A 21,092-nucleotide genomic window follows, 5' to 3' on the forward strand; every position below is an offset into this window, starting at 1 on the left:
AATACAACATATGCAGGATGAATATGCACTGGCTACGCAATCTGCTGAAAAAACACTCACGCAGCTGAGCCACAGCACGCTCAATGCCCTGCGTGAGCTGCTCAGAGAAGGTGAAGCCGAAAACACGGTGCGCAGCTACCAAAGTGCCATGCGCTACTGGGCTGGCTGGCACCAGTTCCGCATGGCAAAAGCCATTGCCCTGCCCTTGCAGGTAGATACCGTGCTGCTCTTCATTGCCGACCACGCCCAGCGCAGCACGCCGTATGGGCTGCGCTGCGAGTTGCCACCGTCGATTGATGCTGCGCTGGTGCAATCTGGCTGCAAAGCCAGGCTGGGCGCTCCCAGCCACAACACGCTGGTGCACCGCATTGCGGTAATGAGCAAAGCACACCAAAACCGTGGTTTGCCCAACCCCTGCCACGATGCAAAAGTGCGCGAGCTGCTCTCGCGCACGCGCAAGGCCTACGCCAAGCGTGGCGAGCGCACGCAAAAGAAAGCGGCCATTACCAAAGATGTACTGCAGCAACTGCTGGCCACCTGTGACGACAGCCTGCGCGGTCAGCGCGACCGCGCATTGCTCTTGTTTGCATGGAGCAGCGGTGGCCGCCGCCGCTCAGAAGTGAGCAACGCCGACATGCAGTTTCTCCGGCGCATTGGCCCCGAGCAGTTTCTGTACGAGCTGTCAGTCTCCAAAACCAACCAGACTGGCGCAGATTTACCTGAAAACACCAAACCCGTGCTGGGCGCAGCGGGCAAGGCTTTGAGTGCATGGCTGGCTGCCAGCGGTATTACTGAAGGTGCCATCTTCAGGCGCATTCGCAAGGGTGGCCATCTGGGAGAGCCGCTGCAAGCGCCTGCTGTGCGCACCATCGTCAAAGAGCGCTGCGCGCTGGCCGGGGTAGAAGGTGATTTTTCTGCGCACTCGCTGCGCTCTGGTTTTGTGACCGAAGCGGGCAAACGCAATGTGCCGCTGGCTGAAACCATGGCACTCACTGGCCACCAGAGCGTGGCCACGGTGCTGGGCTACTTTCGGGCGGAATCTGTCATTCACAACCAGGCCGCCCATTTGATGGATGACGATTGATCTATCAACAGCCCCGCTCTAGCATGTGCGCTGTGCCCGCCCGCGCTGCACGTACAAGCCGGGCACCTTTTCAGCCACCGCGCACCTAGGACGAATCTCCATGCACAGCAAAGACACTGCGCCTTCTGCCCAGCCTACCGATTCACTGAATCAACTTGATGTCCGCGCCCGCAAGGTGGTAGAGCACATCACCCACCGCCGCCATATTTCGCGCAACATCATCCAGGATCTGGACCGCGCGCAAAGCACCTTTGGCGAGCGCGCCGCTGATGCCGTTGCGGGATTTGGCGGCTCGTGGAAGTTTGTGATCCTGTTTGTCGTCACCATGCTGCTCTGGGTCAGCGCCAACGTGCTGCTACTGGCGTGGCAGGGTCACACTTTTGACCCCTACCCCTTTATTTTGCTCAATCTGGTGCTGTCCATGCTGGCCGCCATACAGGCCCCCGTCATCTTGATGGCGCAAAACCGCCAGGCCGACAAAGACCGCGCACACAGTGCACATGACTACGAAGTCAACCTCAAAGCAGAGCTTGAAATCATGATGCTGCACGACAAAATCGACCAGCTGCAAAACAACCAGTGGAACGAGCTGATTGCACTGCAGCGCGAACAGTTGCACCTGCTCACCAGCATCGTGGACCAGCGCAACAGCCCGCAGCAGCCCAGTTAAGCGCCAGCAACGCCAGCCACTGCGCACACATTGCTGGTTTGCCGAGCACCAGCCATCTTCTTGTTTCTAGAGCCTGTGATCGGCCCGGCGTGCAGAACACATAGGTTGCGAGAAGCTGGCGGCTGCGCAGCGCGGTTGCACTACCGCGCTTTTTTACGGCTGCACAGTTACGCACGCATTCATGCATTCATGCATTCATGCACTCATGCACTTTTGCAAACACATAACCTGCACCAAGGCTTTGGTGCATTAAAAATGCAGACTTCTTATAAAGTGAGCTATTAACGCTTACCAGTGCTTGTTCTTAGATATAAAACATGCTGAAAACAAGCAGGGGCAAGCGCTAAGTGCTCATTAATTAATCAGTCCTGGCAACGACCAACAACCAACGAGCAATGCTTGCCGCTGCCGTTGTAGTTGCCACTGCAAGCACCGCAGCCTCGCTCTGGCTGCGGCGAACCAAGCAATCTGCAGCGCTTAAACCGAGCGCATCAAGCCGCCATCCACCCGAATGTTCTGGCCGTTGATATATGCGCCGCCTTCACTGGCCAAAAAGGCAATGGTTGCGGCAATTTCTTGCACCGTGCCGTAACGCTGCATGGGCACGGCGGCGCGGCGCTCTTCTTTTTCGGGCAGGCTGTTGATCCAGCCCGGCAGCACATTGTTCATGCGCACGTTGTGGCGGCCGTACTCATCCACAAACAGTTTGGTAAAGCTGGCCAGCCCCGCGCGCGACACGGCAGAGGTGGGGAACAAATCCGCCGGCTCAAACGCCCATGCGGTTGAGATATTGACAATCGCCCCGCCACCCTGCTTGACCATGATGGGCGTTACCACCCGCGCTGCGCGCACGATGTTGAGCAGGTAAGCATCCAGTCCTGCATGCCAGTCGGCATCGGTCAATTCCAGAATGGGCGCTCGCGGCCCTTTGCCAGCTGAGTTCACCAGCACATCCACCCGGCCCCAGCGCTGCATTACCAGATCGGCCAGCTTTTGAATATCTGCCTGATTCTGGTTGCTGCCGGTAACGCCCACGCCACCCAGCTCCAGGGCCAGCGCTTCGCCTTTGCCAGACGAGGAAAGAATGCCGACGTGGTAACCGTCAGCAGCAAGTTTGCGGGCAGCGGCTGCGCCCATGCCGGAGCCACCGGCGATGATGATGGCGGTTTTAATTGTTTTCATCTTTTTTGCTATGAGCTGTATCCAACAGAATAGGAATCATCGCTGACGATAGTTTTGCTGATGTGCAAGACAGGCATCAATGCCTTAATCAAGATAAATGGGATGTGATTTCTGCTCTATTGGAGATGCCATAAATTGTCTTCCAATTGAATTGAACACCCATTCCAGATGATTTTTCCTTTTTCAAAAATAGCGTGTTTTTCAGCTATTTTTGATATTTGAAATAAATACTTGTCTACAACCAGAACCGTCTGGCCCTCAGCCTTCAACTGTTGCAAACACTTCCAGATCTCTTCCCGAATCACCGGAGCCAGCCCTTCGGTTGCCTCATCCAAAATCAACAGCTTGGGATTCGTCGATAAGGCCCGCCCAATCGCCAGCATTTGCTGCTCGCCACCAGACAACTGATTGCCCATATGGTGCTCGCGCTCTTTGAGACGGGGGAACAGCTCATAAATTCTGGCCAAATCCCAAGGTGCAGACTGTGCAGCCGGTGCAGGCAGCGCTGCTGCTGCTGGCTTGGCCGGTGGACGTGATGGATGGCGAGCAAAGGCCACCAGATGCTCACGCACCGTGAGGTTGGGAAAGCACTGCCGCCCTTCGGGGACGATGGCAATGCCCAGCCGCGCAATGGCGTCGGCGGGCAGATTGGTGATATCGCGCCCCTCAAACAAGACCTGCCCTTTGCGCACGGGCAGCGCACCGGTGATGCATTTGATGGTGGTGGATTTGCCCATGCCGTTGCGCCCCATCAGGCTGACGACCTGGTGCGGCTCGATAGTCAGGCTCACACCAAACAGCACCTGACTGGCGCCGTAGCCCGCCTCAATGCCGCGCACTTCCAGCAAAGGTGTGCCGGTTTCGCTGTGGCTGCTCATACCGTGCCCTTTGCTTGTTGTGCTGCTGGTTCTGGGTGGTGTGCATCTTCTTCTTGCCCCAGGTACACGGCCTGCACACGGGGGTCGGCCTGAATCTCTGCCGCGCTGCCCTGGGCAAGCACTTTGCCGTAGACCAGCACGGTGATGCGGTCTGCCAGCTGGAACACGGCGTCCATATCGTGCTCTATGAGCAAGATGGCCATGCGCCCGGCATCGCTGCGGCGCAATTGCTCAATAAGTTCAAGCATTTCAGCCGATTCTGCGGGGCCCATGCCGGCCATGGGTTCGTCCAGCAGCAAGAGTTTGGGGCTGGCGGCAATGGCCAGGGCTACATCCAGCTTGCGCTGCGCGCCGTGGGGCAAGGTGCCTGCCACCGTGTTCCAGCGCTCTTGCAGTTGCACGCGCTGGGCCAAATCCCAGGCCAGTGCTTTGAGCTGGGCATCTTTGTCTCGTTGCTTGAACCAGCGAAAGCTGTTGCTGTGGTGCGCTTGCACGGCCAGCAGCAGGTTTTCTGCCACGGTCAGCTGCGCAAAGATGCTGGTTATCTGAAAGCAGCGCGACAGGCCTGCGGCCACACGCTGGTGCGGGGGCTGGTGGATCAACTCTTGCCCATCGAGCTCGATTGAGCCGCCGTCTGCGGGCAGCAGGCCCGAGATCAGATGCACCAGCGTGGATTTGCCAGCGCCATTGGGGCCAATGAGGGCGTGAATTTCTCCGGGGCGCACGTCCAGATCGACATGGTCGGTGGCGGTCAGTGCGCCAAAGCGTTTGAGCAGACCTTGTATGCGCAGCATCAGTGCCCCGCCTTCTTGGGTGCCAGCAAGGCAGACAGGCCACGCGGGGCCAGAAAAACCACGGCAATCAGCAGCAACCCCATGGGGGCGTGCCAGTAGTCGGTGCTTTGCTTGAGTACTTCTTCCAGCGTGCCCCACACCACCACACCCAGCGGTGCGCCCCATTTCAGGCCAATGCCGCCAACCACCACCATCACGATCAGCAGTGCAGACTGCGTCCAGTGCATGAGTGAAGGGCTGACAAACCCGTTTTGCGTAGCCAGCAGCGCACCGGCCAGACTGGCAACGCCACCTGCCAGCGCAAAGGCCAGCAACTTGAGGCGAAAGGTGGGGTAGCCCATGGCCTGCATGCGTGTTTCATTGTCACGAATGCCTTGCAGCGCACGGCCAAAGTACGAACGCTCTATGCGCGAAAACAGCAAAAACACTGCGGTGACTGCCAGCAGCACAAGGTAAAACAGCCAGTTGCCCTGTGCAATCACATCGCCCTCTTCGGCTTTGAACAAAAGCAGCGGGCTGTAGAGGTTGTAGCCATCGTCACCCCCAAAGGCGCGCAGCGAAACGGCCAGGTAATACAGCATCTGGGCAAAGGCCAGCGTAATCATCAGGAAGTAAACGCCCCGTGTGCGCAGTGCAATCAGGCCCATGAGTGCAGACACCGCAGTGCCCGCCACGGCGGCCACCAGCCAGATGAGCCAGGCGTTGTGAAAGCCGCCCTCCACCATGGCAACCACGGCGTAGGCCCCAACCCCCACAAAGCCTGCATGGCCCAGGGCCACCAGCCCGGCACGCCCAATCAAGAAGTTAAGGCTGAGCGCAGCCATGCTGACAATGAGGATGCGGCGCACAAAGTCCACGTAGTAATCCAGATCCAGCATGGGGGCCAGCCACGGAAAGGCTGCCAGTGCCAGCACAACAACAGCCAGCACCGCGTAGCTGGTGCGACTCGAAACGGCAGCGGCGGCCAGTGGCGGCGGTGCAGAAGAAATGGATGGGGAAGAATCAGACACGGCAGACACGGCAGGCACGGGAGAAAAAACGGCAATCCATACAGTGATTCATACGGTGACCAAGACGGCGAAAACTGCTGCACCCACCACACATGCGCAATGGCTTTGCGGTGCAACGCAGCAGGCTGCACACAGCGGCGGCAGCTGGGTTTGGCTTGTTTGGGGCGGTATTAAGCACGGGCGGGGAACAGGCCAGAGGGTTTGAACACCAGCACACCAGCCATCAGCACATACATGGAGATGCTGGCCACGGCGGGGCCAATGTCAGCGGCCAAAGATGGGCTGAGCACCTCGCGCAGCAACGGTGGCAGCAAGGAGCGGCCAGCGGTGTCGACCAGACCCACCAGCAAACTGGCCACCAGGGCACCACGGATAGAGCCAATGCCGCCAATCACAATGACCACCAGCGCGGGAATCAAAATGCTCTCGCCCATGCCCACCTGTACCGCGCTAATGGGCGCCAAGAGCGCGCCAGCCAGCGCTGCCAGGGCCGCACCCACCGCAAACACCACGGCAAATACGCGGTTGACACGAATACCCATCCACTGGGCCATGGCGCGGTTAGATGCCCCGGCGCGTACCCACATGCCCAGGCGCGTGTGGTTGACCAGTGCATAAAGCGCCAGCGCAGCACCCAGACCTGCAGCCAGTATCAGCAGCCGGTACGAGGGGTATGGCAAAAATCCGAACAGCTGCACCGCCCCCGACAGTGCCGACGGCGTGGGTGCCATGATGGGCGATGGCCCCCAGAGGTACTTGGCCACATCGTCGGCTACCAAGACCACGCCAAAGGTGGCCAGCACCTGCGAGAGGTGGTCACGCACATAGAGCTTGCGCACCAGCACTGCCTCTAGCACCGCAGCCAAAGCAACCGTGACCACAATGCCCACAGCAACCGCCAGCGTGAATGAGCCCGTTTGCGTATGCACCGAGGCCGAGATGTACCCCCCGGCCATGAACATTGAGCCGTGGGCCAGATTGAGCGTGTCCATGATGCCGAACACCAGCGTCAGCCCGGCGGCCAGCAAAAACAGCATCAAGCCGTAGCCCAGACCGTTCAGGGCCTGTTCGAAAAGAAAAACTGCATCCATGAACGAGGGTCTTTACAGCAGCTTGGTGCCCAGCGGCACCGTCTGGTCTGGCACGCACAGGACCACACCACCGTTTTCGTCGTGAAAGCCGGTGACCAGACATTCCGACATGACCGGGCCAATCTGCTTTTTAGGAAAATTCACCACCGCCACGACCTGTTTGCCAATCAGGCTTTCAGGGCTGTAGTGGTGGGTGATTTGCGCGCTGGACTTTTTGATGCCCAGCGCAGGGCCAAAGTCCACCTGCAGCACATACGCCGGCTTGCGCGCCTGGGCAAAAACTTCGGCCGCCACAATGCGTCCCACACGCAGTTCTACGCGGGTGAAGTCATTCCATTCAATCTGCTGCATGGAGTGCTCTTTACTTCATGGCGCACTGGGCGGCGTAGCTGTCTTGGTGGGCAGTGAACAGTTTGCCGGGCTGCAAGGCGTTGGTGATCTGGCCGTCCTTGGTTTTTACGACCTGACGCAGGTAATAGTCTTGCACCAGAAACTGGTTGTTGCCGTAGCTGACGTTGCCGCGCACCGAGTCGAACTTGGCAGTCTTGATGGCCTTGGCCACGGCAGCCTTGTCTTGCAGATTGCCACCCACGGCTTTCACGGCAGCATCCAGGTTCATCACCACGTCATAGGCAAAGGCCGCGTACAGCGTGGGCAGGCGGTTGTAGGATTTTTGAAACTCGGCCACAAACTTTTTGTTGGCAGCGTTGTCCAGATCGTGCGCATACGACGAGGCGTTGTAGATGCCCACCATCGGCTCGCCCACCGCGGCGATGATGTCCTGGTCGGCAGTAAAGGGCGAAGAGATCAAGACGATGTCTTTGTTCAGGCCCGCACCCATGAACTGCTTGATGAAGTTGATGCCCATGCCGCCTGGCTGAAAGATGTAGACGGCATCGGGCTTGGCTGCGCGCAGCTGGGCCAGCTCTGCGGCAAAGTCCAGCTGGCCAACACGGGTGTAGATTTCATCAGCCACAGGCTGCTTGTAGGCGCGCTTAAAGCCATTGACTGCATCTTTGCCTGCCGGGTAATTGGGGGCCAGTACCACCACTTTTTTGTAGCCCTTGCTGGCTGCGTGCTGGCCAGCGGCCTCGTGCATGGCATCGTTTTGGTAGCTGGTGCCAAAAAAGTACGGGTTGCACTGCGCGCCAGCCAGCTGACTGGGGCCGGGGTTGGCAGAAAGAAATGGCACTTTGGCCGCAAACAAGCCGGGGCCCACGGCCAAGACCACATTGGAGCCTACGGGGCCGGTGAAAAAATCGACCTTGTCACGCTTGATAAAGCGGTCGGCCACTTGGCGTGCGGTTTCGGGGTTGCCAGCGGTGTCGGCCTGAATGAATTGAGCCGGCACGCCCCCCAATTTGTTGCCCAGTTGCTTGGCAGCCAGATTCAAGCCATCTCGAATTTCTGCACCGGGGCCTGCAAAGGGGCCTGAAATATCCAGTGCCACACCCACTTTGATCGGTTCTGCGGCCAGGGCCCAGGGGGCCGCCACACAGCTTGCTGCAACAGCGATGGCACGGAGAGCACAAATGCTTGAATGGGGGCGCAAGGCGGCAAAGGTGGTCATGTCTGAACGAATAGTTGGTGTGTGGTGGTGCAGGAAAGCTGCATGGGTGCGGGCGCAAGCCTACACAGGCGCAGCATTTTTGAGGAGCAATGCCATGGCTGTTGGTGCAGATGCAACACCTAGGCTTGCGCCAGGCCCATGAGTTCCAGTGCAGCCCGATGCACACTGGAGGCAGGGTCTGCCAGTTGCAGCGGCAAATCAAAATGGTTGGTGGCCGGGGCTTGTACCCACTGGCCTTGCAAGCAGCGCGCCTGCCATGCGGCCAGATACTCACTGGATTGGCGCTGAAACTCACTGCTTTCAAACTCGCCGCAGGCCACGCGCAGCTGGCACTGGCCGTGGGTGCTGCTGTCTGGCAGCAAAAACCGGGGGCTGTTGCGCATGGCGGCGGCGTCATCCATGCCCATCCATGCGTTGATGTGCGTGGTCAGCAGTGGCTGCAGATCAAACAGCCCGCTCAAAGGAAAGGCCGATGCAGGCGTGGCGCTGAGCGGCAAGTCGTAGTCATCCTGCCAGCCCCTGGCCAGCAGCATGCCTGCCAGTTGACCGCCCGCCGAGCTGCCGCACACGCAGATGTTGCGCGCATCACCACCGTAGATGGCGATATTGCGCACCACCCATGCAAAGGCCTGACGCATCTGATCAACGATGTGGTCAAGTGTGACTGAGGGGGCCAGATCGTAATCTGGCACCACCACCAAGGCCCCTGCTTGCGTCAACGCCGGAGCCATGAAGGCCGAATCGTTCTTGCTGAGTGCGCGCCAGTAGCCTCCGTGAATGAATATAAAGACAGGTGCTGCCTGCGCTGATGCAGCAAGCGTTTGTGGCAGATAAATGTCTAGAACATCCGTCTCTCTGGGGCTGTAGCGCTGATTGCGCACGGCCCCCGGCAGTGCAAACGCCGCCTGGCTTTCTTGGGCGTAGCGGGCCATGTACGCCAATGGATCTTGAACACTGGCGCGGGCGTTGTATTGGCGGTCGAAATGGGCTTGGGCAGCATCAATGGACATGGATTGGCGTGTCACTCATCAAACGTTCAAAAAACTGAGCGCAGCATACGGCCTGCCCGTGCCGCTTGCTGACAAAAACATGAGGCCTGCGCTTTTTGGTGCCCGGGCTATCTGTTGAGCCCCGGCATGCTCACCGGAACACTGCAACCGCACGCACCTTTGCGCAAAAGCTTGTTGCATGCACAATGCGCGCTCTTGAAAACATTTATTTACATACTGTGAGCTTGCACGCAATGCGCATGCCGCTGAATGGCTGGCAAATGACAAAAACCAGCTTGGCCTGCACAGCCATGACGCTGAGCGCCTGCGCGCAAGCCGCTGGAGCCGATAGAACTGGCCAGAGCATTGCGCCCTTGTTTGAAAAGGGCCGCTATCTCTCGGTAGAGACCTATGCCGCTCGCCCCCAGGTGCGTGGAACGGATGCGTGGGGGCAATCCACGGGACAAGTCGCCTCAGACCACGCGCAATGGGGCTTTGCCTACAAACAGGACATCGCCCCGCAAACCTCGATGCTGCTGATGGTGACACGCCCATTTGGGGTAGATATTGCTTACGGCCGGCAGCATTCACGCCTGTTCGGCGGTACGCAGGCGCGCATCAGCACCTATGAATTGATGGGTGCGCTGCGCTACCAATGGAATGAACGCTGGGCGATGCACGGCGGCCTGCGCCTGCAGCGCTCTGAGGGGCATATGGCTTTGGGAGGCCTGGCCTTTGGTGCCTTGAACGGCTACCGCGTGAGTTTTCATCCGAGCATCGAACCCGGTTACTTGCTGGGCATGAGCTACGAGCGCCCTGAAATGGCGCTTCGCATTGCGGGCACTTATTACTCGGCCATCAAGCACCAGGTCAGAACGCAAGAAAACCTGCAGGCAGGAGCAGGTACCACGACGACCCACTCTACCTCGCCGCAAAGTTTTAATCTGGATGTCCAAACCGGCATGACACCCAGTACGTTGCTGTTTGGGCAGATTCGCTGGAGCGACTGGGCACAGTTGCAGCTGCGCCCCCAGGCTTTTGCTGCTGCCACGCACGGAAGCAGTCTCACAGATCTGCAAAGCTCCACCACCTACACACTTGGACTGGGCCAGAAGTTCGGGCCACAGTGGTCAGGCTTTGTAGCACTGGTGTATGACAAAAAAAGCAGCAAGAACCCCTTATCCCCATTGCGCCCAAGCAATGGACGCACCGGCTACACCGTGGGTGTGAACTACCACAACGCGCACATCAAGGTCACGCCATGGGTCAGCTACCAGCGTCTGGGTGCCACCGATATCTCTAGCAGCGGCATACCCATGGCGCATTTTGAGCCTGGCACTGCCAAAGCGGCAGGACTCAAGCTGGGCTACTACTTTTAGCGCCGTTAACACAAGCCTTGTGATGGCTGGTGCATGCATGGGCACTACAGCCTCAAGCCATTGCACAAAAGACTTCTCGCGGCTTGCGGTGGCAACGAAATTTTCCCCGTTCACACCAGGGCCGTCTCTACAGCACAACCATCTCGCCCTCAAATGCTTTTCCCCAGGTGCGCAATTCATACTGGCGTGCACCGCTTGAAAAATACGGGTCCTGCTCAATCAATGCCACAGCTCGGGCGCGGTTGGGCACCTCCATCACCCACAGACCGCCGATATAGTCACCACCGGCCTCGCTGCGGCAGCCTCCAGCCAGCTGAATTTCGGTTTTGTGTCGGGCCAGAAAATCCAGGTGTGCCTGCCCCTGCTGCTGTCGTACTGCCAGCATGGCAGGGGTGTCCGTAAAAATAGCAATCCAGCGCATTGCAACCCCTCGGGCTTAACCCAAAGCGGCAATCACATCGGCAGGCGCTTGCACCAGCTCAATCAGCACGCCCTCCCCGGCAATCGGAAATTCGTCATTGCTCTTGGGATGAAGAAAAGTGATGTCGTAGCCCGCAGCGCCCTTGCGGATGCCACCGGGGGCAAAGCGCACGCCTTGGGCGGTAAGCCATTGCACGGCCTTGGGCAAATCATCGATCCACAGGCCGATGTGGTTGAGTGGCGTGGTGTGCACGGCAGGTTTTTTGTCGATATCCATGGGTTGCATGATGTCCACCTCCACCTTCATCACACCTTTGCCCATGGCGAGGATGTCTTCGTCCACGTTCTCACGTTCACTCTGAAAGGTGCCGGTCTGCTCCAGCCCCAGCATATCTACCCACAGTTTCTTCATTCGGCTCTTGTCAGTGCCGCCAATAGCGACCTGCTGAATGCCAAGAACTTTGAAAGGACGAAGGGCTGCAGTCATGAAGTACTCCTGAGTTAATAGCTTTGGTGCCTGCAAATATTAGGCTAGAGGCAAATTTTTCTGATATCAATCGAAGGCCATTTCGCACTGCAGCTTTCTGTGCTTTACAGCTCACCCAGCACCCAGCTGCTGAGCATGGCGAAGTACTCGCGCAGCCATGCGTTGTAGCGTGTGGCCAGCGGCGTGGCAGCGGCCACCGGCACCATGCCGGTCAAGCCTTGCTGCTGGGCCATGGCCATGGCGCGCATCAGGTGAAAGTCGCTGCTGACCATGGCCGTGGGGGCTGTGGCATCGATGCCGCGTGCCTGCAGTAAGGGGCGGCTGAGCTGCAGGTTGAGCTCCGTACTGGTGCTCTGGCCTTCCAGCAACAAACGTTCGGCAGCAATCCCGTGGCGCTCCATCAGATAGCGGGCCATCACGGTCGCTTCACTTTCGGTTTCGCCCCAGTCCACCCCGCCGCAAACGGCAATCAAGGCCGATGGCTGCAAGTGGGCCAGTTGTGCAGCAGTATCCAGGCGCTCCGCCAGCACTGGCCGGGGCTGACCGTTTTGGGTGCCGCTGCCCAGAACCACAATGGCCGCCACCGGTGGCACTTGCTCAGGCTGCACGCCAGTACCTAGCAGGCGGCCCCAAAAAAGCAGCACGCTCAGCACCCACAAAGCCAGCAGCGCCCAGCCCCAGTTCCACAGCCTGGCATGACTGCGCTTGCTGCGGCGCCAGCGCTGCACAAGCGGCCATTGCCAAGCCAGCAGGGCCCCGGCAGTACCTAAGGCAGCAGGCACGGTCACGCCCACATTGAAGTGGCGCAGCGCCATCAATACCCCCGCATCAAGCAGCAGCACCGCACTGACCAGGGACAGCAGGATGCGCTGCACCCGTTGTGCAGGGCTACCGACGCTAGAGGTGGGCAATGTGGCCAAAGGGGCTTTCAAATACATAGCTGCTTGCGCTACAACCATGAGCGCTTTAAGTGGTTTTGATGGTGATTAAGAAAAGCATCGCATCGATGCTTTTGTCATCACTTGTAACCACGCAAGTGTGCCCGATGAAATGCTGCGCAATGGCCATTGCGCAAGTTTGTTATGCACAACAGCGCGTGCAAGCGCAGCGCAGTGGCTGCACCTGCAAGCCTGCTCAGGTCATTGAAATTCCACAATCACATCGTCAACCGCCAGCGAGTCACCCTTGCCTGCGCTGACCTTGCTGACAACGCCATCTTGCGTGGCAAAAAGAATGTTCTCCATCTTCATGGCTTCAATGACGGCCAGCTTTTCACCGGCCTGCACTTTCTGCCCAGGCTGCACTGTCACATCGACCAGCAGGCCAGGCATGGGCGAGAGCAAGAACTTGGACATGTCTGCCGGTGCTTTGTAGGGCATCAACTGGTGCAGCTGTGCCCCCTTGGGCGACAGCACCAGAGCATCAATCTGGGTGCCGTTGTGGGTAATGCGCAAAGCCAGCGGGTTTTTAGGCGTACCGCGCTCCACCTGCACGGTAAAGGCTTGCCCGTTGCATGTGCCTTGCAGGCGCAGCTCGCGCATGGCGCTGTGGCTTTGAAATTCGTAGCGCTTGCCGTTGAGCGTCACAACGCTTTTGCGGCTGTCAAATTCAAAGTCTGACACCTGGGCATCAAAGTGCTGGTTATGGCCTTGTGCGCCAAGCACCACCACGGTGTAATTGGCGTCTACCACCAGTTCATGGCCACGCATTTGTCCACTGATGGTGGAGGCGCGCGCGCGGTAGCGGCGGTTCATGTGCGCAGCCAGGGCCACCAGAAAGTCTGGATCGCTGTGCGGCACATCGCTGGCGTTAAAGCCGTGGGCGTAGTGCTCGGCAATAAAGCCGGTGTTGAAGTCGCCGGACTGGAACTTGGGATGCGCCAGCAATGCGGCCTGAAAGGGAATGTTGGAGCTGATGCCGCGAATCACAAAGCCGTTGAGAGCTTCACGCATCTTGGCAATGGCGTCGTTGCGGTCTTTGCCGTGCACGATGAGCTTGGCAATCATCGAGTCGTAGAACATCGGAATTTCGCCGCCCTCGTACACCCCTGTATCTACGCGAACACCGTACAGATGCTCGGTGTCGGCCTGCCACATGGTTTGCTCTGGTGGGTTAAAGCGCACCAGACGGCCCGTTGATGGCAAGAAGTTGCGAAACGGATCTTCGGCATTGATGCGGCACTCCATGGCCCAGCCGTCACGTTTGACCTGGTTTTGCGCGATGGCCAGTTTTTCTCCTGCCGCTACGCGGATCATTTGCTCCACCAGATCCAGTCCTGTGATGCACTCAGTGACGGGGTGCTCCACCTGCAGGCGGGTATTCATTTCCAGAAAGTAGAAATCCTGGTCCTTGCCCACCACAAACTCCACCGTACCGGCGGACTGGTACTGCACCGCTTTGGCCAAGGCTACAGCCTGCTCGCCCATGGCCTTGCGGGTGGCATCCGAGATGAAAGGGCTGGGAGCCTCTTCAATGACCTTCTGGTGGCGGCGCTGGATGGAGCATTCGCGCTCGTTCAGGTAAATGACGTTGCCATGGCTGTCACCGAGCACCTGAATTTCAATGTGGCGCGGCTCCTGCACAAATTTTTCGATGAAGATGCGGTCGTCGCCAAAGCTGTTGCGCGCTTCGTTCTGGCAGCTGGCAAAGCCTTCAAAGGCTTCCTTGTCATTGAAGGCCACACGCAGGCCTTTGCCGCCACCGCCTGCCGAAGCCTTGATCATGACGGGGTAGCCAATGCCCTTGGCAATCTCCACCGCCGCTTCTGGGCCTGATATGGGGTCGTTGTAGCCGGGAATGGTGTTGACATTGGCTGCATTGGCCAGTTTCTTCGAGGCGATTTTGTCGCCCATGGCGGCAATGGAATGTGCTTTGGGCCCGATAAAGGCAATGCCCTCTTCTTCGCAGCGCTTGGCAAACGCTTCGTTTTCGCTCAGGAAACCGTAACCCGGATGAATGGCCTGGGCACCCGTTTGCTTGGCAGCCTCAATGATCTTGTCTGCTAGCAGATAGGACTCACGGCTGGGTGCAGCACCAATCCGCACGGCTTCATCAGCCAGCTTGACGTGGCGGGCGTCCTTGTCGGCGTCTGAATACACCGCAACGGTGGCGATGCCCATCTTGCGGGCAGTAGCAATGACACGGCAGGCAATCTCGCCGCGGTTGGCAATCAGGATTTTGGTGAACATGTTGTCTGCTTTCTTCGGTTTTTGTCTCTGGCAGTGACAGCGCGCGCCTCTGGACGCTCCATCAACAGCACTTCTGATTTATCTAATCGCACACCCAGCCAACGGAGTAACCCGTCTTTGTCATGCGTGGATAAGGGTTGGGCCACGTCCAGGATCACCACGCTGGTGGGCCTGGGCGGTTCGTTCACACTGGCAGTACGTTCACCTTGCGCCAGTGTCAGTGCGCAGACCAGCGGATGCTGGGCTTGCACTTCCTGGAGCAGAGCCTGAGCGTCCACCAGCTTTGGGGCCGGCTTTTCTGCCAGGGCCAGGGTCTGTTCCCGGGTTTTGCTCACATCCTGCTGCAAGGCTTTGAGCTGCGCATCCATGGACTTGACTTGCTCGACCAGCGTTTTGTTCACGCCCTCTTGCAGCTCGCTGCGCAGCTTTTCAACATTGAGCGAATCGTCCCCGGCATCGCGCACCAGCACAGTCACATTAGCCTGTCCGTCACGCAGCAAGCGCCGCTGTACCTGCTCACGCAGCTGGGCTTCGTCAGTGCGGCCCACCACAATCAGGCGCAGCGTGCGTGCTCCAGCATCCACTTCATGCATGAGCACGTGGCTGCTAGGCTCTGCCTCCAGGTCACGGGCCACACGCGCTGCCACGCTGGCAAACACTTCTTGCTGCACCAGGCGGTACGCCATCCACACGCTGGGCACCAGAACAGCGGTCAGGCCCAGCACGATGATGAGCCGGTGGCGCTTGCGTGTGGCTTCATCCAGCTGCCCATGCCGTGGCAAGCGCAGCAGCTTGGCGACGGCCAGGGTGGACGCACCGATGAACATGCTGTTGATGATGAACAGGTAAAACGCTCCACCAAACATGTCCCAGCGGCCATGCGCAATACCAAAGCCTGCAGTGCACAGCGGGGGCATGAGCGCGGTTGCGATTGCCACGCCGGGCACGATGTTGGAATAGCTGCGCCGTGTGACTGCCACCATGCCAGCCGCACCGCCAAACGCTGCGATGAGCACATCCCACAGCGTGGGAAAAGTGCGCGCCATCAGCTCTGACTGAGGTTGCTCCAGCGGGCTGAGCGTGAAGTACAGCACCGAAGTGACCAGGCTCAGAACCACGAAGATCGCCAGGTTTTTGCCTGCCGTACGAATCAGGCCCAGGTCTTGCACCGCTGCGCCGTAGCCCATGCCAACGATAGGCCCCATCAGCGGCGAAATCAGCATCGCGCCGATGATGACTGCCGTGGAGTTGGTATTGAGCCCCACGGAAGCAATCAAGATGGCAAAGAACAGCACCCAGAGGTTGGTTCCGCCAAACTGAGCGCCCATGCGCACCGTTTCGTCGATGACCTTCGTATCCTGCTGATCCTTGCGCAGGTCGAACAGAAATAGCAGCTTAGGCCGCATGGCTACAGCACTTTCACAAAGGAATGTTGCCGTGTTTGCGCCACGGATTCTCAAGCTGCTTGTTTTTCAGCATCTCAAGACTGCGGCAGATACGCTTGCGCGTCTCATGGGGCTGGATGACGTCATCAATGAAGCCACGAGCGCCGGCGACAAAGGGGTTGGCGAAACGTTCTTTGTACTCTGCCTCGCGGGCTGCAAGCTTGACGGGGTCGTTCTTGTCTTCGCGGAAAATAATTTCCACAGCACCCTTGGCACCCATCACGGCAATTTCTGCGTGAGGCCAGGCCAGATTGACGTCACCGCGCAAGTGCTTGGAAGCCATCACGTCATACGCCCCGCCGTAGGCCTTGCGGGTAATCACCGTAATTTTTGGCACCGTGCACTCTGCGTACGCATACAGCAATTTCGCACCGTGCTTGATGATGCCGCCGTACTCTTGTGATGTGCCGGGCATGAAACCCGGGACATCCACAAACGTAATGACTGGAATGTTGAAGGCATCACAAAACCGCACGAACCGCGCCGCCTTGATGCTGGACTTGATGTCCAGACAACCGGCCAGTACCAGCGGCTGGTTGGCCACAATGCCTACGGTCTGCCCTGCCATGCGCGCAAAACCAATGATGATGTTCTTGGCGTAGTCTGGCTGCAGCTCAAAGAAATCGCCATCATCCACCGTTTTGAGAATCAACTCCTTCATGTCGTACGGCTTGTTGGCGTTCTCGGGCACCAGAGAGTTCAGCGACACATCGGCACGGTCTGCAGGGTCGGTCGTGTCGCGCACGGGCGCTTTTTCCCGGTTGTTCAGCGGCAGGTAGTTGTACAGACGGCGCAGCATCATCAGTGCTTCAACGTCGTTGTCAAACGCCATGTCGGCCACGCCGCTTTTGCTGGTGTGGGTGATGGCGCCGCCCAGCTCTTCGGCGGTGACCTCTTCATGCGTGACGGTTTTGACCACTTCGGGGCCGGTCACAAACATGTAGCTGCTGTCCTTGACCATGAAAATGAAGTCTGTCATGGCCGGTGAATACACCGCACCACCAGCGCATGGGCCCATGATCATGGAAATCTGTGGCACTACGCCCGATGCCAGCACGTTCTTTTGGAACACATCGGCATAGCCCCCCAGGCTGGCGACACCTTCCTGAATACGGGCACCACCTGAATCATTGAGGCCGATCACCGGAGCGCCAACCTTCATGGCCTGGTCCATCACCTTGCAAATTTTTTCGGCATGGGTTTCAGACAACGCCCCGCCAAACACCGTGAAGTCCTGGCTGAAGACAAACACCAGACGGCCATTGATCATGCCGTAGCCAGTGACAACGCCATCACCGGGAATTTTGGTGTTTTCCATGCCAAAGTCGGTGCAGCGGTGCTCAACAAACATGTCCCACTCTTCAAAGGTGCCATCGTCGAGCAGCAGTTCAATGCGTTCACGGGCAGTGAGCTTGCCTTTCTTGTGCTGCGCATCAATACGTTTTTGGCCGCCACCTAATCTGGCCAGCTCTCTTTTGCTTTCGAGCTGCTCAAGGATGTTGTTTGCTTGTTCCATGTTTGTCTTCCTCTGTGCCTTCTTTAAGTAGTCACTTTTAATTCATGTAATGTAGATTCAACAATCTACCCATCCATCTGGGCATTGAGCAATTGCCGTGCGGCCGTACTGGCTGGCAAACGCCCTGCAACCACGTCAGCTTGAATGTCGGGAAGCAATGCCTGCACCTTGGGGTGCTGCTTGAATGCCTGCTTCAGACCGGCATCAATGCGCTCCCACATCCAGGCCAACGACTGCTGCTCTCTGCGTTGCTTGAGGCGGCCATTGCGGGTTTGCAGCATTTGAAAGCGCTGCACCATCTGCCAGAACCGCTCGACCCCCTCGCCCTTCAAAGCGCTCATCTGCAGCACCTTGGGCTGCCACAACTGCTCGTTGTGGCTGGCGTTTTCTGGGTTGCCATGCATTCCCAGCAATCGCAGGCTGGAGGTGATTTGTGCCTCTGCCCTGGTGGCGGCGTGCGGGTCAATGTCGGCTTTATTGATCACCACCAGATCCGCCCGCTCCATCACGCCCTTCTTAATGGCCTGCAGGTCATCGCCGGCGTTAGGCAACTGCAGTACGCAGTACATGTCTGTCATGCCATGCACGGCAATTTCGCTCTGCCCTACGCCAACGGTTTCAACAATGACCACGTCGTAGCCAGCGGCTTCACAGACCAGCATGGCCTCTCGGGTTTTCTCGGCCACTCCGCCCAGCGTGCCGCTGGACGGGCTGGGCCGGATATAGGCATTGGGGTTCACTGACAGGTGCTCCATGCGCGTCTTGTCGCCCAAGATCGAGCCGCCAGAAACCGTCGAAGAAGGGTCAATTGCCAGCACGGCAACCCTGTGGCCCTGTGCTGTCAGCTGCATGCCCAGCGTTTCAATAAAGGTGGATTTACCCACGCCCGGCACGCCGCTGATACCCAGCCGCAGCGCTTTGCCTGTGTAAGGCAGCAAAGCGGTAAGCAAGCCATCGGCCAAAGTCCGGTGGTCGCTGCGCGTAGATTCCAGCAACGTGATGGCCTTGGCCATGGCACGGCGTTGCACAGCTGCATTGCCATGCAAGATGCCTTCTTGCAATTGCTCAGGTGTCACAACAAGCTCTCTATTTCTATATAGAGGGGCGCTCAGCGCGCAGCCGCTTTCTTGATGTTCTCCAGCACGTCCTTGGCGCTGGCAGGAATGGCAGTGCCTGGGCCGTACACACCCTTGACGCCCGCCTTGAACAGGAAGTCGTAGTCCTGTGCAGGCACCACGCCACCGACAAAGACAATGATGTCGTCTGCGCCCTGCTTTTTGAGCTCTTCAATGATGGCGGGCACCAAGGTTTTGTGGCCCGCAGCCAGTGTCGAGACCCCCACCGCGTGCACGTCGTTTTCGATCGCTTGCCGTGCGCATTCTTCCGGGGTCTGAAAGAGCGGCCCCATGTCAACGTCAAAACCCAGATCGGCAAAGGCCGTGGCCACTACCTTGGCACCTCGGTCATGGCCGTCCTGGCCCAGTTTGGCAATCATCACGCGTGGGCGGCGACCCAGGCTTTCAGCCGCCTGATCGATCTCGGTCTTGAGTTTGTCCCAGCCTTCAGCAGAGTCATAAGCGGCAGCGTACACACCGGTCACCTTTTGTGTATCCGCACGGTGGCGGCCAAAGACTTTTTCCAGAGCGTCTGAAACCTCACCCACCGTAGCGCGCAAACGCATGGCTTGAATGGACAGATCCAGCAAGTTGCCCTGACCTGACTGCGCTGCTGAAGTCAGCGCGTCCAGCGCTTGCGCCACAAGGGCCGCATCGCGCTGCTGCTTGATAGCGTTCAAGCGCGCAATCTGGCTGTCGCGCACCTTGACGTTGTCCACCTCCAGAATATCGATCGGGTCTTCTTTGGCCAGCTTGTATTTGTTGACCCCCACAATCACGTCTTTACCCGAGTCAATGCGCGCCTGTTTTTCAGCGGCTGCGGCTTCAATCTTGAGCTTGGCCCAGCCACTGTCTACAGCGGCGGTCATGCCGCCCATGGCTTCGACTTCTTCAAAAATAGCCCACGCCTTGTCGGCCATTTCCTGCGTAAGCGTCTCCATCATGTAGGAGCCCGCCCACGGATCAATCACATTGGTGATGTGCGTCTCTTCCTGAATGATGAGCTGGGTATTGCGGGCAATGCGCGCCGAGAACTCGGTAGGCAGTGCAATGGCCTCATCAAAACTGTTGGTGTGCAGGCTTTGCGTGCCACCAAACACGGCGGCCATGGCCTCAATCGTGGTGCGCACCACGTTGTTGTACGGGTCTTGCTCGGTCAGGCTCCAGCCAGAGGTCTGGCAGTGCGTGCGCAGCATCAGGCTTTTGGGTTTCTTGGCACCAAAGTCCTGCATGATCCGGCACCACAGCAGGCGCGCAGCGCGCATCTTGGCGATTTCGAGATAGAAATTCATGCCAATCGCCCAGAAGAACGACAGCCGCCCCGCAAAATCGTCCACATCCATGCCCTTGGCGGTGGCTGTTTTGACGTATTCCTTGCCATCGGCCAGCGTGAAAGCCAGCTCCAGCGCCTGATTGGCACCTGCTTCCTGCATGTGATAGCCCGAGATCGAGATCGAGTTGAACTTGGGCATGTTCTTGCTCGTGTACTCGATGATGTCGCCAATGATCTTCATTGAAGGCTGGGGCGGGTAGATATAGGTGTTGCGCACCATGAACTCTTTCAGAATGTCGTTCTGAATGGTTCCGGACAACTGATCCTGCGATACGCCCTGCTCTTCGGCGGCAACCACATAGCCAGCCAGCACCGGCAGCACCGCCCCGTTCATGGTCATGGAAACTGAGACTTTGTCCAGCGGTATCTGGTCAAAGAGGATTTTCATGTCTTCCACCGAGTCAATGGCAACCCCGGCCTTGCCCACGTCACCCGTTACCCGGGGGTGGTCTGAGTCATAGCCCCGGTGCGTGGCCAGGTCAAATGCCACAGACACACCTTGCCCTCCCGCTGCCAGCGCCTTGCGGTAGAAAGCGTTGGATTCTTCTGCGGTAGAAAAGCCTGCGTACTGACGAATGGTCCAGGGGCGACCCGCGTACATGGTGGTTTGCGGGCCACGGATATAGGGTGCAAAACCAGGCAAGGTATTGGCGTGCGGCAAGCCTTCGATATCTTGTGCGGTGTACAACGGCTTGACTGTGATGCCGTCTGGCGTGACCCAGTTGAGGTTGTGAACATCTCCCCCCGGTGATGCTTTGGCTGAAGCCTTTTCCCAATCGGCCAAGCTTGGTGCTTGAAATTCCGGTGCTACTTTGGCCGCCGTCTGGCCCAGCTTTGCGTCAATACCCATGGTTACAACCGTCTCCGTTTGGTCGTGTGCTGGAAAACGAGAAGTCTTCCAAACTTTTTGTGATTCATAATTATTGATTCATAACTACTGC

19 protein-coding genes are annotated in these 21,092 nt (G+C 58.3%); 3 read left to right on the forward strand and 16 right to left on the reverse strand.

What is annotated here, in order from left to right; all coding sequences use genetic code 11:
- The first annotated feature begins 10 nt into the window (after positions 1 to 10).
- Both IB213_RS12035 and IB213_RS12040 read left to right on the forward strand, forming a co-directional pair.
- Positions 11 to 1,084 carry a site-specific integrase gene (locus tag IB213_RS12035; RefSeq protein WP_192406745.1) on the forward strand — a complete coding sequence of 358 codons (1,074 nt, stop codon included), beginning with the start codon at positions 11 to 13 and terminating at the stop codon, positions 1,082 to 1,084.
- 100 nt (positions 1,085 to 1,184) lie between these two features.
- Entirely contained in the window at positions 1,185 to 1,754 is a 570-nt protein-coding gene (locus IB213_RS12040; RefSeq protein ID WP_191721715.1) for a DUF1003 domain-containing protein, read from the forward strand.
- A gap of 477 nt (positions 1,755 to 2,231) precedes the next feature.
- On the opposite strand, the gene IB213_RS12045 is transcribed toward IB213_RS12040, so the two are convergent.
- The 8 genes from IB213_RS12045 to IB213_RS12080 form a co-directional block, all read right to left on the reverse strand.
- Positions 2,232 to 2,936, reverse strand: coding sequence for an SDR family oxidoreductase (locus IB213_RS12045; protein ID WP_192406747.1), 705 nt, complete (start codon positions 2,934 to 2,936; stop codon positions 2,232 to 2,234).
- 116 nt (positions 2,937 to 3,052) lie between these two features.
- The gene (locus IB213_RS12050; protein WP_225561120.1) at positions 3,053 to 3,784 is read right to left on the reverse strand and encodes an ABC transporter ATP-binding protein; all 732 of its coding nucleotides are present in this window, start codon (positions 3,782 to 3,784) and stop codon (positions 3,053 to 3,055) included.
- Between the two features lie 26 nt (positions 3,785 to 3,810).
- A complete protein-coding gene (locus IB213_RS12055) occupies positions 3,811 to 4,608 on the reverse strand; it encodes an ABC transporter ATP-binding protein (protein ID WP_192406751.1) in 798 nt (265 codons plus the stop codon).
- Positions 4,608 to 5,618, reverse strand: a complete 1,011-nt coding sequence (locus tag IB213_RS12060; protein WP_318244899.1) for a branched-chain amino acid ABC transporter permease — start codon at positions 5,616 to 5,618, stop codon at positions 4,608 to 4,610. Before IB213_RS12060 ends, IB213_RS12055 begins: the two co-directional genes overlap by 1 nt.
- 170 nt (positions 5,619 to 5,788) lie before the next feature.
- Entirely contained in the window at positions 5,789 to 6,709 is a 921-nt protein-coding gene (locus IB213_RS12065; RefSeq protein ID WP_192406753.1) for a branched-chain amino acid ABC transporter permease, read from the reverse strand.
- A 12-nt stretch (positions 6,710 to 6,721) separates the two neighbouring features.
- On the reverse strand, positions 6,722 to 7,060 hold the full coding sequence (locus tag IB213_RS12070) for a tRNA-binding protein (protein WP_192406755.1): 339 nt from the start codon (positions 7,058 to 7,060) through the stop codon (positions 6,722 to 6,724).
- A 10-nt stretch (positions 7,061 to 7,070) separates the two neighbouring features.
- On the reverse strand, positions 7,071 to 8,279 hold the full coding sequence (locus IB213_RS12075) for an ABC transporter substrate-binding protein (protein ID WP_192406756.1): 1,209 nt from the start codon (positions 8,277 to 8,279) through the stop codon (positions 7,071 to 7,073).
- Positions 8,280 to 8,398: 119 nt separating this feature from the next.
- The gene (locus tag IB213_RS12080) at positions 8,399 to 9,289 is read right to left on the reverse strand and encodes an alpha/beta hydrolase (RefSeq protein ID WP_192406757.1); all 891 of its coding nucleotides are present in this window, start codon (positions 9,287 to 9,289) and stop codon (positions 8,399 to 8,401) included.
- Positions 9,290 to 9,549: 260 nt separating this feature from the next.
- Between IB213_RS12080 and IB213_RS12085 the strand changes: the two genes are divergently transcribed.
- Positions 9,550 to 10,647, forward strand: a complete 1,098-nt coding sequence (locus IB213_RS12085) for a hydrocarbon degradation protein (RefSeq protein ID WP_225561090.1) — start codon at positions 9,550 to 9,552, stop codon at positions 10,645 to 10,647.
- 127 nt (positions 10,648 to 10,774) lie between these two features.
- Here the strand turns inward: IB213_RS12085 and IB213_RS12090 are convergent, their stop codons facing one another.
- From IB213_RS12090 to scpA, 8 genes are all read right to left on the reverse strand, one after another.
- Complete coding sequence (locus tag IB213_RS12090) at positions 10,775 to 11,068, reverse strand: YciI family protein (protein WP_191721707.1); 294 nt, start codon at positions 11,066 to 11,068, stop codon at positions 10,775 to 10,777.
- Positions 11,069 to 11,083: 15 nt separating this feature from the next.
- Positions 11,084 to 11,554, reverse strand: a complete 471-nt coding sequence (locus IB213_RS12095) for a VOC family protein (protein ID WP_192406758.1) — start codon at positions 11,552 to 11,554, stop codon at positions 11,084 to 11,086.
- A 104-nt stretch (positions 11,555 to 11,658) separates the two neighbouring features.
- A complete protein-coding gene (locus IB213_RS12100) occupies positions 11,659 to 12,492 on the reverse strand; it encodes a YdcF family protein (RefSeq protein WP_192406759.1) in 834 nt (277 codons plus the stop codon).
- A gap of 201 nt (positions 12,493 to 12,693) precedes the next feature.
- Positions 12,694 to 14,742: an acetyl/propionyl/methylcrotonyl-CoA carboxylase subunit alpha gene (locus IB213_RS12105; RefSeq protein WP_192406760.1), complete on the reverse strand. Its 2,049-nt coding sequence runs from the start codon at positions 14,740 to 14,742 to the stop codon at positions 12,694 to 12,696.
- Positions 14,724 to 16,148, reverse strand: a complete 1,425-nt coding sequence (locus IB213_RS12110) for a DUF389 domain-containing protein (RefSeq protein ID WP_192406761.1) — start codon at positions 16,146 to 16,148, stop codon at positions 14,724 to 14,726. The genes IB213_RS12105 and IB213_RS12110 overlap by 19 nt, the downstream gene beginning before the upstream one ends.
- Positions 16,149 to 16,161: 13 nt before the next feature.
- Positions 16,162 to 17,703, reverse strand: a complete 1,542-nt coding sequence (locus IB213_RS12115) for an acyl-CoA carboxylase subunit beta (RefSeq protein ID WP_192406762.1) — start codon at positions 17,701 to 17,703, stop codon at positions 16,162 to 16,164.
- 65 nt (positions 17,704 to 17,768) lie between these two features.
- Positions 17,769 to 18,779, reverse strand: coding sequence for a methylmalonyl Co-A mutase-associated GTPase MeaB (gene meaB / locus IB213_RS12120; RefSeq protein ID WP_192406764.1), 1,011 nt, complete (start codon positions 18,777 to 18,779; stop codon positions 17,769 to 17,771).
- A gap of 32 nt (positions 18,780 to 18,811) precedes the next feature.
- On the reverse strand, positions 18,812 to 21,001 hold the full coding sequence (gene scpA / locus IB213_RS12125) for a methylmalonyl-CoA mutase (RefSeq protein WP_225561091.1): 2,190 nt from the start codon (positions 20,999 to 21,001) through the stop codon (positions 18,812 to 18,814).
- Positions 21,002 to 21,092 lie beyond the last annotated feature (91 nt).

Source organism: Comamonas sp. CMM02 (assembly GCF_014851485.1).
Classification (GTDB): Bacteria; Pseudomonadota; Gammaproteobacteria; order Burkholderiales; family Burkholderiaceae_C; genus Comamonas; species Comamonas avium.

What these genes read in the sequence shown, in the direction of transcription:
- IB213_RS12065 (WP_192406753.1), bottom strand. Translation starts at nt 6,709, where the DNA reads ATGGATGCAGTTTTTCTTTTCGAACAGGCCCTGAACGGTCTGGGCTAC.
- IB213_RS12110 (WP_192406761.1), bottom strand. Translation starts at nt 16,148, where the DNA reads ATGCGGCCTAAGCTGCTATTTCTGTTCGACCTGCGCAAGGATCAGCAG.
- IB213_RS12080 (WP_192406757.1), bottom strand. Translation starts at nt 9,289, where the DNA reads ATGTCCATTGATGCTGCCCAAGCCCATTTCGACCGCCAATACAACGCC.
- IB213_RS12115 (WP_192406762.1), bottom strand. Translation starts at nt 17,703, where the DNA reads ATGGAACAAGCAAACAACATCCTTGAGCAGCTCGAAAGCAAAAGAGAG.
- IB213_RS12095 (WP_192406758.1), bottom strand. Translation starts at nt 11,554, where the DNA reads ATGACTGCAGCCCTTCGTCCTTTCAAAGTTCTTGGCATTCAGCAGGTC.
- IB213_RS12085 (WP_225561090.1), top strand. Translation starts at nt 9,550, where the DNA reads ATGACAAAAACCAGCTTGGCCTGCACAGCCATGACGCTGAGCGCCTGC.
- IB213_RS12035 (WP_192406745.1), top strand. Translation starts at nt 11, where the DNA reads ATGCAGGATGAATATGCACTGGCTACGCAATCTGCTGAAAAAACACTC.
- IB213_RS12100 (WP_192406759.1), bottom strand. Translation starts at nt 12,492, where the DNA reads ATGTATTTGAAAGCCCCTTTGGCCACATTGCCCACCTCTAGCGTCGGT.
- IB213_RS12045 (WP_192406747.1), bottom strand. Translation starts at nt 2,936, where the DNA reads ATGAAAACAATTAAAACCGCCATCATCATCGCCGGTGGCTCCGGCATG.
- IB213_RS12105 (WP_192406760.1), bottom strand. Translation starts at nt 14,742, where the DNA reads ATGTTCACCAAAATCCTGATTGCCAACCGCGGCGAGATTGCCTGCCGT.
- scpA (WP_225561091.1), bottom strand. Translation starts at nt 21,001, where the DNA reads ATGGGTATTGACGCAAAGCTGGGCCAGACGGCGGCCAAAGTAGCACCG.
- IB213_RS12070 (WP_192406755.1), bottom strand. Translation starts at nt 7,060, where the DNA reads ATGCAGCAGATTGAATGGAATGACTTCACCCGCGTAGAACTGCGTGTG.
- IB213_RS12055 (WP_192406751.1), bottom strand. Translation starts at nt 4,608, where the DNA reads ATGCTGCGCATACAAGGTCTGCTCAAACGCTTTGGCGCACTGACCGCC.
- IB213_RS12090 (WP_191721707.1), bottom strand. Translation starts at nt 11,068, where the DNA reads ATGCGCTGGATTGCTATTTTTACGGACACCCCTGCCATGCTGGCAGTA.
- IB213_RS12075 (WP_192406756.1), bottom strand. Translation starts at nt 8,279, where the DNA reads ATGACCACCTTTGCCGCCTTGCGCCCCCATTCAAGCATTTGTGCTCTC.
- IB213_RS12040 (WP_191721715.1), top strand. Translation starts at nt 1,185, where the DNA reads ATGCACAGCAAAGACACTGCGCCTTCTGCCCAGCCTACCGATTCACTG.